Below are 15,460 nucleotides of genomic sequence, written 5' to 3' on the forward strand. Positions count from 1 at the left end.
ATCGCCGATGGTAGTGTGGGGTTTCCCCATGTGAGAGTAGGTCATCGTCAAGATTAAATTCCGAAACCCCTATCTGCTGATGCAGGTAGGGGTTTTGTTTTGCCCGCAGGAAAAGTGTGGGAAAGCTCTGTAATAAATTTGCACAGTTATTTCCAGGCTGGAGCACTAGAATAGCCCCACCTTAGCTGAGCCAGAGCCCTTTATGTCCGATCCCTCAGACGCTCATAGGTTGTCAGATCTACCTCTGGACGATCTGGTAGCGTGCCATGAATGCGACCTTTTGATGCGCAAGCCCAAGCTGGCCCGCGGCGAGAAGGCTATATGCCCGCGCTGTGGCTATGAGCTCTACGCCCACCGCCACAATGTAGTCGAACGCAGCCTTGCGTTGGTTATCGCCGCCCTGCTGTTGTACGTACCGGCGAACTTTTTACCGATCATGCAGCTCAATCTGCTCGGCCAATCCTCCCAGGATACGGTCTGGAGTGGGGTAGTCGGCCTGTTCGATACAGGCATGCAAGGCATAGCAGTCGTGGTGTTCCTGTGCAGCATGGGGATCCCGCTTCTCAAGCTGATTTGTCAGTTGGCGGTGTTGCTGAGCATACGTTTGGACATAGGTCGCAGTTACGGTTTGCTCCTGTACCGCATTTATCATCATTTGCGAGATTGGGGGATGCTCGAGGTCTACCTCATGGGTGTCCTGGTTGCCATCGTCAAGTTGGCCGACATGGCGGCCATCACCGTCGGACTTGGGCTGGTGTGCTTCATCAGTTTGTTGTTGGTTCAGGTCTGGTTGGAGGTGGCGATGTCACCGCATCAGGTCTGGCAAGCATTATCAGGAGAGGATGCCCATGCGGGCGATTGATGCAGGCATTTTGATCTGTGCCGAATGCCATGAGCTTAATCGGCAGGATGCCGAAGCCGACAGCCAGACGTGTACCCGTTGCGGTGCCCTGGTTCATGGTCGTCGCCCCAACAGTCTGATGCGGACCTGGGCACTGTTGATCACCGCCGCGATTCTCTATATTCCGGCCAATATGTTGCCGATCATGACGATCAATTCCCTGGGACAGGGAGCCCCAAGCACCATCATGGCCGGGGTCATCGAGTTGGTGCAGCACGGCATGTTCCCCATCGCCGCCGTGGTGTTCGTCGCCAGCATCGTGGTTCCCACGTTCAAGCTCGTGGGCATCGCCTTATTGTTGTGGTCCGTGCAGCGGCACCAGCCCATGTCGGCGCGGCAACGCATCCTCATGTACCGTTTCATCGAGTTCATTGGCCGCTGGTCAATGTTGGATATCTTTGTGATCGCCATCCTGGTGGCGGTGGTGAATTTCGGGCGGCTTGCCAGTGTCGAAGCCGGATTCGGTGCCATCGCTTTTGCCAGCGTAGTGATCTTGACGATGATTGCCGCAGTAACTTTCGATCCCCGACTGATTTGGGATAACACGGAGTCGGATGACGACCATGACTGATTTGCCTACCGCTAAAACCCGACCGGCTTCGAACTGGTCCGCCATATGGGTCCTGCCGCTGATTGCCCTGATCATCGGCGGCTGGCTGGCCTGGCGGGCTTATACCGAGACCGGTATCGAAATTCATGTGCGTTTCGAGAGCGGCGAGGGTATCCAGGTCAACAAGACCGAGGTCGTCTACAAGGGGATGACGGTCGGCAAAGTGAAGAACCTGACGCTCGATGACGAAGGCAGCGCCAAGGGCGTGATTGCCACCATCGAGATGAACAAGGACGTCGAGCAATACCTCAGGAGCGGGACACGTTTCTGGCTGGTCAAGCCGAGCGTGAGCCTGGCGGGGATCACCGGCCTGGAAACGCTGGTCTCGGGTAACTACGTGGCGATAAGCCCGGGCGAAGGGGACTCGACCCGCAAATTCAAGGCCTTGTCCGAAGAGCCACCGCTATCGGACGCCAAGCCAGGGTTGCACGTGACTCTCAGGGCCGACCGGCTGGGCTCACTCAATCGGGGCAGTCCGGTGTTCTACAAGCAGATCCAGGTCGGCCAGGTGAAGAGCTACCTGTTGTCCGAAGACCAGAGCAAGGTCGAGATCAAGGTCTTCATCGAGCCCACCTACGCGAGCCTGGTCCGCAAGCACACGCGTTTCTGGAACGCCAGCGGCATCAGCATCGATGCCAACCTGTCAGGCGTCAAGGTCCGCAGCGAAAGCTTGTCCAGCATCGTGGCCGGGGGGATTGCCTTCGCCACGCCTGAAAACCGCAAGGACAGTCCGCCGACAGACCCGAGCCTGCCGTTCCGGCTCTACGAGGATTTTGATGCCGCCGCAGCGGGCATCCGCGTGAAGGTCAAGCTCAGCGATTTCGAAGGGTTGCAGGCCGGTCGTACACCGGTGATGTACAAAGGCATCGAGGTCGGTAGCCTGAAGACCCTCAAGGTTGACCCGGACCTGGCCAGTGCCACCGCAGAGCTGACCCTAGATCCATTGGCCGAGGAGTACCTGGTGACCGGCACCCAGTTCTGGGTCGTCAAGCCGTCGATATCCCTGGCCGGTATCACTGGCCTGGAAGCGTTGGTCAAGGGTAACTACATTGCCGTGCGGCCGGGCGACAAGGGCGGCGCCCCTCAACGCGAATTCGAGGCCAGGGCCAAGGCGCCACCGCTGGACTTGCGCTCACCTGGGTTGCACCTGGTCTTGCTGACCGAGAACCTCGGCTCGCTGGAGGTCGGCAGTCCGATCCTCTACAAGCAGGTCAAGGTCGGGTCGGTGCAGAGCTATCAGTTTTCCCGCAAGAAAAAGCAATTGATCATCGGTGTGCACATCGAGAAGGAATACGAAGGCCTGGTCAACGGTTCGACGCGTTTCTGGAACGCCAGTGGCATCACCCTCACGGGCGGCTTGACCGGCGGGATCCAGGTCAAGAGCGAATCGCTGCAAAGCCTGATGGCCGGCGGCATTGCTTTTGAAACCCCGGAACCCAACGTCCCGCTGAAAAAACGCATCCCACGCTTCCGCCTGTTTGCCGACCGCGAGGCTGCGCAGCAGAAGGGTACGGTGGTAACGATCAAGGTCGACCGTGCCGATGGCTTGCGAAATGGTACGCCGATCCGTTTCAAAGGGCTGGATGTGGGCAAGGTCGAGGACGTGGACCTCAGTGCCGACCTGCAATCGGTGTTGCTCACTGCGCGCATCACCGAAGTGCCGGAGCGTATCGCTCGGGTCGGTTCTCAATTCTGGGTGGTCAGGCCTGAGTTGGGGCTGATGAAGACGTCGAACCTGGAGACCTTGGTGACCGGCCAATACATTGAAGTGCAGCCTTCGGCGAAGAGCCTCGGGCCGCAGAATAGCTTCGTGGCCTTGGCCAACCCACCGGAAAGCGCTGTGCCGGAAGCCGGTCTGAGCCTGGTGCTGAGCGCGGCCCGGCGGGGTTCGTTGAAGACCGGCGTGCCAGTGACTTACCGTGAGATCACCGTGGGCAAGGTCACTGGCTATGAGCTGGGCCAGACAGCTGACCGGGTGCTGATCCATATCCTGATCGAACCCAAATATGCACCGCTGGTGCGCAGCGGCACGCGTTTCTGGAACACCAGCGGTTTTGGCCTCGACTTTGGCTTGTTCAAAGGCGCCACGGTGCGGACCGAATCGCTGGAGACACTGATCCAGGGCGGGATTGCCTTCGCGACGCCGGATGGCGACAGGATGGGCAGCCCGGCACGACCTGAGCAGACGTTCCCATTGTTCGATAAGTTTGAGGATGAGTGGCTGACTTGGGCGCCGAAGATCAGTCTCGGCAAGTAACTGAGGGGCTGTTCGGGCCTCATCGCGAGCTTGCTCGCGATGAGGCCCTCACTGAAAACATGAAATAGCGATATAAAAAAAGGCCGCGATCCATGGGGATCGCGGCCTTTTCCATTTCCGGCTAATGCCTCACACCGCATCCAGCTCCGGTTCGTCGGCCTGGACATTTACCGTAGCCTTCACCGCATCGTGACGGCGGATGAACTTCCAGTCCGCTTCGTCGATGTAGATGCCGTTCGGGCCGCTGCCACCCTCAAGGTCGATGGCGACACTGGCGCAGACTTGCGGCTTCACGCTCGCCAGGATCGGCACGAAACCCAGTTGCAGACTGGTTTCCAGCAGCGCGGCCTGGTTCTTCTCGTCGATGTCCGCCGCTTCGTCGAGGTAGTAAGGCAGGCGCACGCGGCCGGCTTGTTCGCGGTCCATCAGGTGCAGCAACAAATACATGTTGGTCAGCGCCTTGATGGTCATGGTGGTGCCGTTGGACGCCGCACCGTCGATGTCGGTATGGATCACCGGCTGGCCGTTGACCTTGGTGATTTCGAAGGCCAGTTCGAACAGGTCCTTGAGGCCGAGCTGGTTGTGGTTCGCCGCCACCAGCCGCGCCAGGTATTCCTTGGCCTCTTCGTTCTTGTTGTCCTGCTCGGCGCTCTGGCTGAGGTCGAACACAGAGAGGGTTTCGCCTTCTTCGTACTGGCCGGCACTGTGGATAATCTGGTCGATGTGCTTGAGTGCTTCCTTGTTCGGCGCCAGGACGATACGGAAGCTCTGCAGGTTGGACACCTGACGCTTGTTGATCTCGCGGTTGAACAACGCCAGTTGATGTTCGAGGCTGTCGTAGTCGCTGCGGATGTTGCGCAAGGTCCGGGCGATGTCCGTCACCGCTGCACGACGGGCCTTGCCCAGGGTCAGTGCTTCGTCGGTGCGGTGGGCATAGGCGTTGATCAACAGTTGCAGGCGGCGCTCCATGTCGTCTTCGCTGTCGAACTTGGCGACACCCTTGAGACGTACCTGGGCGTACAGCGCTTCGATCTGTCCGTCGATCCGTAACAGGCCTTGCCAGCTGTCCTGATAGTCATTGAGCAGCGGCAGCAGGTTGTCCATGGAGTCGTCGACCGGGTCCATGAACGGCGTGCCGAACGGCAGGTCCGCCGGCAGCAACTGGCGACGACGCAAGGCGTCGTCGAGGGTACGTTGCTTGGCTTCCATGTCTGCGATCTGCCGGCCTACCAGCTGCAGCTTGGCCGACAACTGCTGGACGCGTTCGGTGAAGGCATCGCTGGAGCGCTTGAGCTCGTCCTGGGCTGCTTCCATCTGCGCCAGTTGTTCGAGCTTCTCGCCTTCCTCGGCGCTCAGGGTCTGGGTGCGGCGGAAGTCTTCCAAGGCTTTCTGTGCATCCAATACCTGCTGATACAGCGCTTCGGTCTGGGTCTTGCTCGCGGCGCGGTCGGCGGCCACGGCCTGTTGGGTCTTGAGTTGCTTGAGTTCTTTTTCCAGGCGCTCTTTCTGGTCGCGCAGTGCGGCGCGGTCGGCCAGGGCTTGCAGGGCTGGTGGCTCGATGTGGGACAAGTCGATGGACAGGCCCGGCACTTCGAAGCGTTCGCCCTTGAAGCCGTCGAGAATCAGCTCGACGGATTTGACCCACTCGCCGTTCTCGTCCAGCGTGATGCCGTGCTCGCCCAGCGGCAAGCTGAACAGGGCGCTGTTGAACAGGCGCATCAGGCGCTCGACGTCTTGCTGGGAGAACTCTTCGCGCAGGCGGGCGTAGCTGTTGTTGTCGGCGTGATCGAGTTGCTGCTTGACCGACTTCAGACGCTTTTCCAGGTCCCGCAGGCGTTCTTCCAGGTCTTCGGCGCTGAACTGCCGGGACTGAGCCAGGGCGCCGGCCAGTTCGTCGTGGGCGTCCTTGGCGGCGAGCAGTTGTTGTTCCAGGACCTTGACGTCATCCACCAGGGCAAAGCGATGCTTGAGCACCGACAGCTCGCCGAGCCAGCGCTGGATGCCGCTGATTTCCCGCTCCAGGCGCATCAGCTCCTGGGTGCCGCCGCGCTGGTCGTTCTGCAACGAATCCTGTTCGTTGCGGTAGTGTTCGGCCTGGATGGTCAGCTCTTCCTTGCGCGCACTGGCGTAGTCCGACCAGGTCCCGAGCAGCGAGTCGAGCAGCGGCGACAGGCGATGCAATTTGCCGCGCAGCACATCGCGCTGTTTCACGCCGTTGGCCAGGGCTTCCACCAACGGGCCGGCGGCGACCAGGGAGTTGTAGTCCTGCTCCATGCGTCGTACATCGCGGAAGGCTTCTTCGCACGCGGCGATGTAGTCCACGCTGCCGGAGCGCAGGCTGTGCTCGAAGGCGTCGAGGAACAGTTGCTTGAGTTTGGCCGCGGTGATTTCGCGCATGTGCAGCAGGTTGATGAACAGCGCTCGGAAGGTCTTGAGGCTTTGCTCGCTGGTGGAGCGCAGCGGGATCAGCGTCAGGTCCAGCGGAATCGAGGTGTGGCCGCCCACCAGCAGGCGCCGCAGTTCATCCGGCTTGAGCTCGTAAGCCTTGAGGCCTTCGCGCTCAAGATTGGTGAACAGTTCTTTCTGGCGCAGGCAGGTGTCGTTTTTCTGGTAGTGGGCCAGGTCCAGCTTGCCCGCGTAGGCAAAGAACTGGTGACCAAAGCCGCCGCCGGGGCCGCGACCGACCACGCCGATCACGTGCGGGCCGTGGGGCAGGGCGACTTCCACCAGGATGTAGCTGGTGTCCGAGGCAAAGTAGAAGCGTCGGGATTGTTCGAGGCTGTACTTGCCGAAGCTCATGTCCGACATGCGTGCCAGGATCGGGAACTGCAAGGCGTTGATCGAGGCGGATTTACCGAGGTTGTTCGCGCCGTACACCGACAGTGGTTCTTCCAGCGGGAACAGGCCGAGGCTGTAGCCGGCGGTGTTCAAAAGGGCAAAGCGGCGGATGCCGTAGCGTTCCTGGCTCATGCGTCGGTCTCCTGTTCTTCGGCAATGGCGCGGGCCAGGGCGTCTTCTTCGCTTTCGTCTTCAAAAGGGGCCAGGTCCAGCGGGTCGTCGGTCTGCAACAGCTTTTCGTCGCTGTCTTCGTCGATCAGCACCGGTGCCGGCAGTGGCAGCACGCTGTGCACGCTGGCAGCCAGGTCGCGGTCTTGCTGGACGGACAGGCAGACGTCGAGGAAGCGATGCATCGGCGGCAGGAAGCGGTACACGCCGTTTTCCTCGCTGGCGAAACCCAGTTGGGTCATGCGGCGCATGATTTTTTCTTCCAGCTCTTCCTGGGTCTGCACTTCGGCCTGGATGAACAGGTCGCGGTATTTTTCCAGCAGCGACGGCAGTTCGTCGCGGCCCAGGCTGCCGCCATCGAGCACGGCGATCGGGTCGCGGCCCTGGTCGGCCAAGTGCTCGACGAGGATGAAGGTGAACAGCGCCAGGCGCTGGGCCGTTTTGTTCACCGCGGCGGCGGCCAGGTCCGGGACGAAGTAGTAGAAACCACGGGTGTCGCACACCAGTTCGAAGCCCAGGGCCTTGAACAGCGTGCGGTACTGGTCCTGGAAGTTCGACAGTTGCGCGTACAGCTCCGGGTCGCGGCGGCTGACGTGGTAACCCTTGAACAGCTCGCGAAAGATCGGCGCCAGCTGGGACAGTTCGGATAGATCAAGATGCATGGGGGATGCTCGCAGAATCCTCGGCGGCGGTGTCGCCAGCCGAGAGCAGGGCGAAGGAGCGCAGGCTGACCTGATGCTCATGGGTGTGGTATTCGCGACGTTCCAGACGCTCGCGCTTGAAGCGTTTTTCCCGCGACAGGCGCGAGAACCAGTACAGCAATTCGTCAGTGGCGCCGTCCGGCTCTTGCTCCAGCAGCCAGACCATCAGGTCGGGCATCGGCAGGGCGTCTTCGCAGCGCTCGACCATTTCGCGCACGGTGCGCGGCGCCCGCGGGGCATCGCCGCCCTTGTGGGTCTTGTGGGCCTTGGGGAAGCGCGCCGGCTTCGGCTCGAAGCGGGCCAGGGCGTACACATAGGCCTCGACCTGGTTGGCGCTGCCCAGGAAGGTGCTTTGCGGCCGAGTGAACAGCGGCATGGCCGCCTGAGGCACGGCATCGATGCCTTTGCGGCGGATGGCCGCCAGGGCCAGCGCGGCGCCGCGGGTCACGGCGTTATGGCGACGGGCTTCTTCGCGCAGCGGCAGCAGCAGTTCACGGGCATGGCGCAGGGTCAGCTGGGCGCTGGTCTGCATTTCGAGGATGCGTGCGTGGGTGCGCAGCAGCATGTCGTCGTCCACCAGGTGACCGAGGCGTTGCTGTTCGGTGAGCATGCGCAGCAGCACGTTCTCGACCTTGCGCACGCCTTGTTCGAACGCGCCGTCGGCGTTCACCAGTTGGATCATCGGTTCGACGTATTCGTCCCAGGTTGCCAGCACTTCGGCGTAGCGTTGGCGCAACGGGATCTGCCGGTCGCTGGTCTTGGCCCGTTCGGCCACGGCTACCAGGGCTTGCTCGTCGTTGGCGAGCTTCTTGAGCACGTCGCGTACGCGCATGTCCAGCAAGCGCAGTTGACGGGCCAGGTCGTTGCCATCGCGCACGTCGAAGGCGTCCTGGATGTAACCGGCCAGGCGTTCGAGGTGGCGCAGGTAGGCTTCGATTTCCAGGCACAGGCCCAAGCGGTGCTCGTGGCGCAGGTAAGCGAGGAAATCATGGATCTGGGCGTTGAGTTCGAAACGGTTCGGGCTTTTCGCCACCGGTACGAGGATGTCCAGGCGGATCCACACGTCCAGCAGGTTGGTGATGTCCTGGGGTGTGCTGTCCAGTTGCTGGGTGGCCAGCTGTGAACGCAGTTCGTTGAGGCTCAGGGTGCCTTGGTCGAAGTGCTCGCACAAAGGTTCCAGCAATGCCCAATGTTCGGCGAGGGCGCGCAAGACGCGCTTGGGTTCGATCATCGCAATGGCCGTCGGGTTGGCAATTAAAAGCCGCGATTGTACTGCATCAGGCCGGTTGCGATTCACTCCTGAGACGGACTGTCGTTTTGTATCGAGCAACTATTGGATCATCAGGGAAGCGATCCGCCTCGAAGGGCGGTAGAATCCCCTCCACTTTCAGTTATCCACAAGTGGCCGACCCTTGCTTATCGAGTCCCGTCGCCGCGCCTATCTGACCGCCATGCAGGTGGTCAATTGGCTGCCGCGTACCGAATTGCCGTTCGCCGCACCGTCGCGGCCCGAGCTGCTGGAACCGCCGGAGCCCGAGTCCATCGCGCCGGTGTTGACGGCGCCCGTGGCCAAGGCAGTTGCCGAGCCGGTGGCGCCCGTGGCCGAGCGGCCGAAAATCGAAGTCCCGCGCCCGAGCGCAACCTCGAGCCGCACCAGCGCCAAGCCGGTGGAAGAAGTGGTCGAGGCACCGCCCAAGGCACCTTATGTCCCGCCGCCGCGCTTCGCCTTGCAATTGCTGCGGGCCGGGCGCTGCCTACTGTTGGTGGAATTGCCCACGGGCGAGCCGTTCCAGAGCCGTGACCCGGCCTACCTGCTGCTCAAGGACATGTTGCGGGCCGCCGGTCTGCCGGACAGTCCGCAGATCATTGGCGAACCGGTGCGTTGGCCGCTGTTGTCGCGCGGGACGATGGACCAGGGGCCGGACGCGGCGCGGGATTTCGTCCAGGGCTTTGTTTCGGCGCGACTTGAAGACGCCCCTTGCGTCTGTCTCTGGCTGGTCGGCTTGCCTGCGGTGAAGTTTGCCGGCGAGGCGGACGCCGAAGCGTTCAATCGCGAATTGCAGGTCGAGGGCCTGGGCTCGGCCTGGGCGTTGCCCGGGTTGGAATTGTTAATGGAAACGCCACAGCGCAAGGCTGATGTCTGGCAAGCCATGCGCCGGCTGATGGCGCGTTGGAAAGAATCGAATGAGTGACGCTGTATCGTTCCGCCCGATGACCGAGGCGGACCTCGACGCTGTACTGAAAATCGAATACGCGGCCTACAGCCATCCCTGGACTCGCGGGATCTTTCTCGATGGACTGGGCAAGTACCAGATCTGGCTGATGTTCGAAGGCCAGCAGCAAGTGGGGCACGGTGTGGTGCAGGTCATCCTGGACGAGGCGCACTTGCTCAATATCACCATCAAGCCGGAAAACCAGGGCCGTGGCCTGGGCCTGCGCCTGCTCGAACACCTCATGTCCATCGCCTACCAGGCCGAGGCCCGGGAGTGCTTCCTGGAAGTGCGCGACAGCAACCGCGCGGCGTTCCGGCTGTATGAGCGTTATGGCTTCAACGAAGTGGGCCGGCGGCGCGATTATTACCCGGCGGTGGGTGGGCGCGAAGATGCGGTGGTCATGGCCTGCACCTTGGTGGACTGAGGTGTCGGTGGCGGGGGAGCTTGCTCCCAGGGACTGCCACCTCAACATACCTGCCTGATTGCATTCAGTACTGTTGGGGCTGCTGCACGCAGCCCAGCGGGAGCTAGCTCCCTCGCCACAGGGGGTGTTTGGTTTCTGAAAATAGGCCGCGCTTACTGCTCTTCCTTGGCCGCCACTGGCGCAGGCGGCGGGCGCAGGCCGATTTCGGCGGTGAGCTTGAGCTCCTTGCCGTTGCGCATGACCTGGATGGTCACCTTGTCGGTGGGCTTGATCCGCGCCACCTGGTTCATCGAACGGCGGCCATCGCCAGCCGGTTCGCCGTCGATGCTCAGGATCACGTCTCCCAACTGCAGGCCGGCCTTCTGCGCCGGACCGTCGCGGAAAATCCCCGCCACCACGATACCGGGCCGTCCGGACAGGCCGAACGACTCCGCCAGTTCCTGGGTCAAGGGCTGCACTTCGATGCCCAGCCAGCCACGAATGACCTGGCCGTGTTCGATGATGGACTTCATCACTTCCATCGCCAGTTTCACTGGAATGGCGAAACCGATGCCCTGGCTGCCACCGGACTTGGAGAAGATCGCCGTGTTGATCCCGGTGAGGTTGCCGTTGGCATCCACCAGCGCGCCACCGGAGTTGCCGGGGTTGATCGCGGCGTCGGTCTGGATGAAGTCCTCGTAGTTGTTCAGGCCCAACTGGTTGCGCCCGGTGGCGCTGATGATGCCCATGGTCACGGTCTGGCCGACGCCGAACGGGTTGCCGATGGCCAGGGCGACGTCGCCGATGCGCAGGCTGTCGGAGCGGCCGATGGTGATGGCGGGCAGGTTCTTCAGGTCGATCTTCAGGACCGCGAGGTCGGTTTCCGGGTCGCTGCCGATCACGCGGGCCAGGGTTTCGCGGCCATCCTTGAGGGCGACCACGATCTGGTCGGCGCCGCTGGTGACGTGGTTATTGGTCAGGATATAGCCTTCCGGGCTCATGATGACGCCTGAACCCAGGCTCGACTCCATGCGCTTCTGCTTGGGCGAGTTGTCGCCGAAGAAGCGGCGGAATTGCGGGTCTTCGAACAGCGGATGACTGGGCTTGTTGACGACTTTGGTGGTGTACAGGTTCACCACTGCTGGCGCGGCGATGGTCACGGCGTCGGCGTAGGACACGGGCCCCTGCAGCAGGGTCTTGGTTTGTGGCGCCTGCTGGAGGTTGACGTCAAGGCTCGGCAGGCCCACCCATTCCGGGTAGCGCTGGATAATCAGTAGAGCGACAAGCACGCCGGCCAACAGCGGCCAGCCGGAAAAACGCAGCGCCTTGAGCATTAAGCACGTCCTACAAAGGTTGCAGGCGGTATGAGACCGCCCATAATGTCGCGCATTATACGAGGCCGCGCGCGCCTCTGAACGGGATATTTAGGAGTCTTTTCATGGCCGTAGCCCTGAACACCCTGGTTGAAGAAGCGGACCGTTACCTGGCAAGCAGCCGGATCGCCGATTATTGCCCCAATGGCCTGCAAGTCGAAGGCGCGCCCCAGGTGAGCCGCATTGTCAGTGGCGTCACCGCCAGCCAGGCGTTGCTCGATGCCGCCGTGGAGGCAGGCGCCGACCTGGTGCTGGTGCATCACGGTTATTTCTGGAAAGGCGAGAACCCCTGTATCACCGGGATGAAACAGCGCCGCCTCAAGACGTTGCTCAAGCATGACATCAGCCTGCTGGCCTATCACTTGCCGCTGGACCTGCACGCCGAGGTGGGCAACAACGTGCAGTTGGCTCGTCAGTTGGACATCATCGTCGAGGGTCCGCTGGACCCGGATAACCCCAAGGTCGTCGGTCTGGTCGGTTCCTTGCCCGAGCCGATGACCCCGCGCGACTTCGCCCGCAAGGTCCAGGAAGCCATGGGCCGCGAGCCCCTGTTGATCGAGGGCGAGCAGATGGTCCGCCGGGTCGGTTGGTGCACCGGTGGTGGCCAGGGCTATATCGACCAGGCCGCACTGGCGGGGGTAGACCTGTACCTCAGCGGCGAGGCATCGGAGCAGACGTTCCACAGCGCCCGGGAAAACGGCATCAGCTTCATCGCCGCCGGACACCACGCGACCGAGCGCTACGGCGTGCAGGCGCTGGGTGATTACCTGGCGCGTCGCTTTGCCCTGGAGCACATCTTCATCGACTGCCCGAATCCTATCTGACGGCTTATAACTTGTGGGGCGAGTCTGTGGGAGCAAAGCTTGCTCGCGACAAACAATAACGCGGTCCACTGATTGATCGAGGGGGCTTCATCGCGAGCAAGCTTTGCTCCCACAGGTTTTGCTCCCACAAAGTCCATTGCAAGGCCCGAACCCCCGGGCATATCCATATGCTGTTTCGATCTAGTTGGCGCCCTGATTAGAAGAGGTCGCTGTGCTAGGATTCCTCGCTCGAACACGGCCCGCTGGCCGTTCATAAGAATGTTTTCGTGAGTAGCCATGGTCGACAAACTGACGCATTTGAAACAGCTGGAGGCGGAAAGCATCCACATCATCCGCGAGGTGGCCGCCGAGTTCGATAACCCGGTGATGCTGTACTCCATCGGTAAAGATTCCGCCGTGATGCTGCACCTGGCACGCAAGGCGTTCTTCCCCGGCAAACTGCCGTTTCCGGTGATGCACGTCGACACCCAGTGGAAATTCCAGGAAATGTACAAGTTCCGCGATCGCATGGTCGAGGAGCTGGGCCTGGACCTGATCACTCACGTGAATCCGGAGGGCGTGGCCCAGGGCATCAACCCGTTCACCCACGGCAGTGCCAAGCACACCGACATCATGAAGACCGAGGGCCTGAAGCAGGCCTTGGACAAGCACGGCTTCGACGCCGCGTTCGGTGGTGCCCGCCGCGATGAAGAGAAGTCCCGCGCCAAGGAGCGCGTGTACTCGTTCCGCGACAGCAAGCACCGCTGGGACCCGAAGAACCAGCGCCCGGAGCTGTGGAACGTCTACAACGGCAAGGTCAACAAAGGCGAATCGATCCGCGTATTCCCGCTGTCGAACTGGACCGAGCTGGACATCTGGCAGTACATCTACCTCGAAGGCATCCCGATCGTGCCGCTGTACTTCGCCGCCGAACGTGAAGTGATCGAGAAGAACGGCACGCTGATCATGATCGACGACGACCGTATCCTCGAACACCTGTCCGACGAAGACAAAGCCCGTATCGTCAAGAAGAAAGTGCGTTTCCGTACCCTTGGCTGCTACCCGTTGACGGGCGCGGTGGAGTCCGAGGCCGAAAGCCTGACGGACATCATTCAGGAAATGCTCCTGACGCGAACTTCCGAGCGCCAGGGCCGGGTCATCGACCACGATGGCGCAGGCTCGATGGAAGATAAGAAACGTCAGGGTTATTTCTAAGGGGTTGTCATGTCGCACCAATCTGATTTGATCAGCGAGGACATCCTCGCCTACCTGGGCCAGCACGAGCGCAAGGAACTGCTGCGTTTCCTGACCTGCGGCAACGTCGACGACGGCAAGAGCACCCTGATCGGGCGCCTGCTGCACGACTCCAAGATGATCTACGAAGATCACCTGGAAGCCATTACCCGCGATTCGAAGAAAGTCGGCACCACCGGTGACGACATCGACCTGGCGTTGCTGGTCGACGGCCTGCAGGCCGAGCGCGAGCAGGGCATCACCATCGATGTCGCCTACCGCTATTTCTCCACCGCCAAGCGCAAGTTCATCATCGCCGACACCCCCGGCCATGAGCAGTACACCCGCAACATGGCCACCGGTGCTTCCACCTGTGACCTGGCGATCATCCTGGTGGATGCCCGCTATGGCGTGCAGACCCAGACCCGTCGCCACAGCTTCATTGCCTCGTTGCTGGGCATCAAGCACATCGTCGTGGCCATCAACAAGATGGACCTCAAGGATTTCGACCAGGGCGTGTTCGAGTCGATCAAGGCCGACTACCTGAAGTTCGCCGAAGGCTTGAAGATGAAGCCTTCCAGCATGCATTTCGTGCCGATGTCCGCCCTTAAAGGCGACAACGTGGTGAACAAGTCCGAGCGCTCGCCGTGGTACACCGGCCAGTCGCTGATGGAAATCCTCGAGACCGTGGAGGTGGCGGGCGACCGCAACTTCACCGACCTGCGTTTCCCGGTGCAGTACGTCAACCGTCCGAACCTGAACTTCCGCGGCTTCGCCGGCACCCTCGCCAGCGGCATCGTGCACAAGGGCGACGAAGTGGTGGTGCTGCCCTCGGGCAAGAGCAGCCGCGTGAAATCCATCGTCACCTTCGAAGGCGAGTTGGAGCACGCCGGTCCTGGCCAGGCCGTGACCCTGACCATGGAAGACGAAATCGACATCTCCCGTGGCGACCTGTTGGTGCACGCCGACAACGTGCCGCCGGTCACCGACAGCTTCGAAGCGATGCTGGTGTGGATGGCCGAAGAGCCGATGCTGCCCGGCAAGAAATACGACATCAAGCGTGCCACCAGCTACGTGCCCGGCTCGATTGCCAGCATCGTCAACAAGGTGGACGTGAACACCCTCGAGGAAGGCCCGGCCAGCGCGTTGCAGCTCAACGAAATCGGCAAGGTGAAGATCGCCCTCGATGCGCCGATTGCCCTGGACGGTTACGACAGCAACCGCACCACTGGCGCGTTCATCGTCATCGATCGCTTGACCAACGGTACCGTCGGCGCCGGCATGATCGTCGCCCAGCCGCTGGCCCATGGCAGCAGCACGCACCACGGCAAGCTGGCCCATGTGTCGGTGGAAGAGCGCACCCAGCGCTTCGGCCAGCAGCCGGCCACGGTGTTGTTCAGCGGCTTGTCGGGCGCCGGCAAGAGCACCCTGGCCTATGCAGTCGAGCGCAAGTTGTTCGACATGGGGCGTGCGGTGTTCGTGCTCGATGGCCAGAACCTGCGCCATGACCTGAACAAAGGCCTGCCCCAGGACCGCGCCGGGCGTACCGAGAATTGGCGTCGTGCGGCCCACGTCGCCCGCCAGTTCAACGAAGCCGGCCTGCTGACCCTGGCGGCTTTCGTCGCGCCGAGCGCCGAAGGCCGCGAACAGGCCAGGGAACTGATCGGCAAGGAGCGCCTGCTGACGGTCTACGTCCAGGCCTCGCCGACGGTCTGCGCCCAACGTGATCCGCAAGGGCTGTATGCCGCCGCCGGCGACAACATCCCGGGCGATTCCTTCCCTTATGACGTGCCATTGGATGCCGACTTGGTGATCGACACCCAGTCGCTGACGTTGGAGGAAGGCGTCAAACAGGTGCTGGATCTGCTGCGCAAGCGTGGGGCGATCTAAGCCGCGCCGCTGTCACTAAAAAAGCCCGCAGATGAGCGATCGTCTGCGGGCTTTTTCATTTCTCTATGGA

General features: G+C 61.7%; 12 protein-coding genes. 8 read left to right on the top strand and 4 right to left on the bottom strand.

Translation table 11 applies throughout. The features are described 5' to 3' along the window. Positions 1–202 precede the first annotated feature (202 nt). Genes ACODSJ_RS16495 through ACODSJ_RS16505 form a run of 3 tightly spaced genes read left to right on the top strand, consistent with a single transcriptional unit; the run spans position 203 to position 3,768 of the window. On the top strand, positions 203–862 hold the full coding sequence (locus ACODSJ_RS16495; protein ID WP_489102739.1) for a paraquat-inducible protein A: 660 nt from the start codon (positions 203–205) through the stop codon (positions 860–862). After that, on the top strand, positions 849–1,472 hold the full coding sequence (locus ACODSJ_RS16500; protein WP_489102740.1) for a paraquat-inducible protein A: 624 nt from the start codon (positions 849–851) through the stop codon (positions 1,470–1,472). Before ACODSJ_RS16495 ends, ACODSJ_RS16500 begins: the two co-directional genes overlap by 14 nt. Continuing rightward, on the top strand, positions 1,465–3,768 hold the full coding sequence (locus tag ACODSJ_RS16505) for a PqiB family protein (protein ID WP_489102741.1): 2,304 nt from the start codon (positions 1,465–1,467) through the stop codon (positions 3,766–3,768). Before ACODSJ_RS16500 ends, ACODSJ_RS16505 begins: the two co-directional genes overlap by 8 nt. 129 nt (positions 3,769–3,897) lie before the next feature. Here the strand turns inward: ACODSJ_RS16505 and mksF are convergent, their stop codons facing one another. From mksF to mksB, 3 genes are read right to left on the bottom strand one after another with little or no spacing between them, the layout of a single operon-like run. Further along, positions 3,898–6,738, bottom strand: coding sequence for an Mks condensin complex protein MksF (mksF, locus tag ACODSJ_RS16510; protein ID WP_489102742.1), 2,841 nt, complete (start codon positions 6,736–6,738; stop codon positions 3,898–3,900). Continuing rightward, positions 6,735–7,436 (bottom strand): Mks condensin complex protein MksE, encoded by a 702-nt coding sequence (gene mksE / locus ACODSJ_RS16515; RefSeq protein WP_489102743.1) that lies wholly within the window; start codon positions 7,434–7,436, stop codon positions 6,735–6,737. The genes mksF and mksE overlap by 4 nt, the downstream gene beginning before the upstream one ends. Beyond that, entirely contained in the window at positions 7,426–8,706 is a 1,281-nt protein-coding gene (gene mksB / locus ACODSJ_RS16520) for an Mks condensin complex protein MksB (protein ID WP_489102744.1), read from the bottom strand. Before mksB ends, mksE begins: the two co-directional genes overlap by 11 nt. Before the next feature lie 181 nt (positions 8,707–8,887). Here mksB and ACODSJ_RS16525 point away from each other — a divergent pair, with 181 nt between their 5' ends. Together ACODSJ_RS16525 and rimI are read left to right on the top strand one after the other, a co-directional pair. Further along, positions 8,888–9,667: an energy transducer TonB gene (locus ACODSJ_RS16525; protein ID WP_489102745.1), complete on the top strand. Its 780-nt coding sequence runs from the start codon at positions 8,888–8,890 to the stop codon at positions 9,665–9,667. After that, entirely contained in the window at positions 9,660–10,112 is a 453-nt protein-coding gene (gene rimI / locus ACODSJ_RS16530; protein ID WP_260963282.1) for a ribosomal protein S18-alanine N-acetyltransferase, read from the top strand. The genes ACODSJ_RS16525 and rimI overlap by 8 nt, the downstream gene beginning before the upstream one ends. 152 nt (positions 10,113–10,264) lie before the next feature. Here rimI and algW read toward each other — a convergent pair whose 3' ends face one another. Next, the gene (gene algW / locus ACODSJ_RS16535) at positions 10,265–11,425 is read right to left on the bottom strand and encodes a Do family serine endopeptidase AlgW (RefSeq protein ID WP_489102746.1); all 1,161 of its coding nucleotides are present in this window, start codon (positions 11,423–11,425) and stop codon (positions 10,265–10,267) included. Positions 11,426–11,529: 104 nt separating this feature from the next. Between algW and ACODSJ_RS16540 the strand changes: the two genes are divergently transcribed. The 3 genes from ACODSJ_RS16540 (at position 11,530) to cysN (ending at position 15,390) form a co-directional block, all read left to right on the top strand. Continuing rightward, on the top strand, positions 11,530–12,288 hold the full coding sequence (locus tag ACODSJ_RS16540) for a Nif3-like dinuclear metal center hexameric protein (RefSeq protein ID WP_489102747.1): 759 nt from the start codon (positions 11,530–11,532) through the stop codon (positions 12,286–12,288). 276 nt (positions 12,289–12,564) lie between these two features. After that, a complete protein-coding gene (gene cysD, locus ACODSJ_RS16545; RefSeq protein WP_489102748.1) occupies positions 12,565–13,482 on the top strand; it encodes a sulfate adenylyltransferase subunit CysD in 918 nt (305 codons plus the stop codon). 9 nt (positions 13,483–13,491) lie between these two features. Continuing rightward, positions 13,492–15,390, top strand: coding sequence for a sulfate adenylyltransferase subunit CysN (gene cysN / locus ACODSJ_RS16550; RefSeq protein WP_489102749.1), 1,899 nt, complete (start codon positions 13,492–13,494; stop codon positions 15,388–15,390). Positions 15,391–15,460: the final 70 nt, after the last annotated feature.

The sequence above is a fragment of the Pseudomonas sp. FG6 genome (assembly GCF_057809015.1).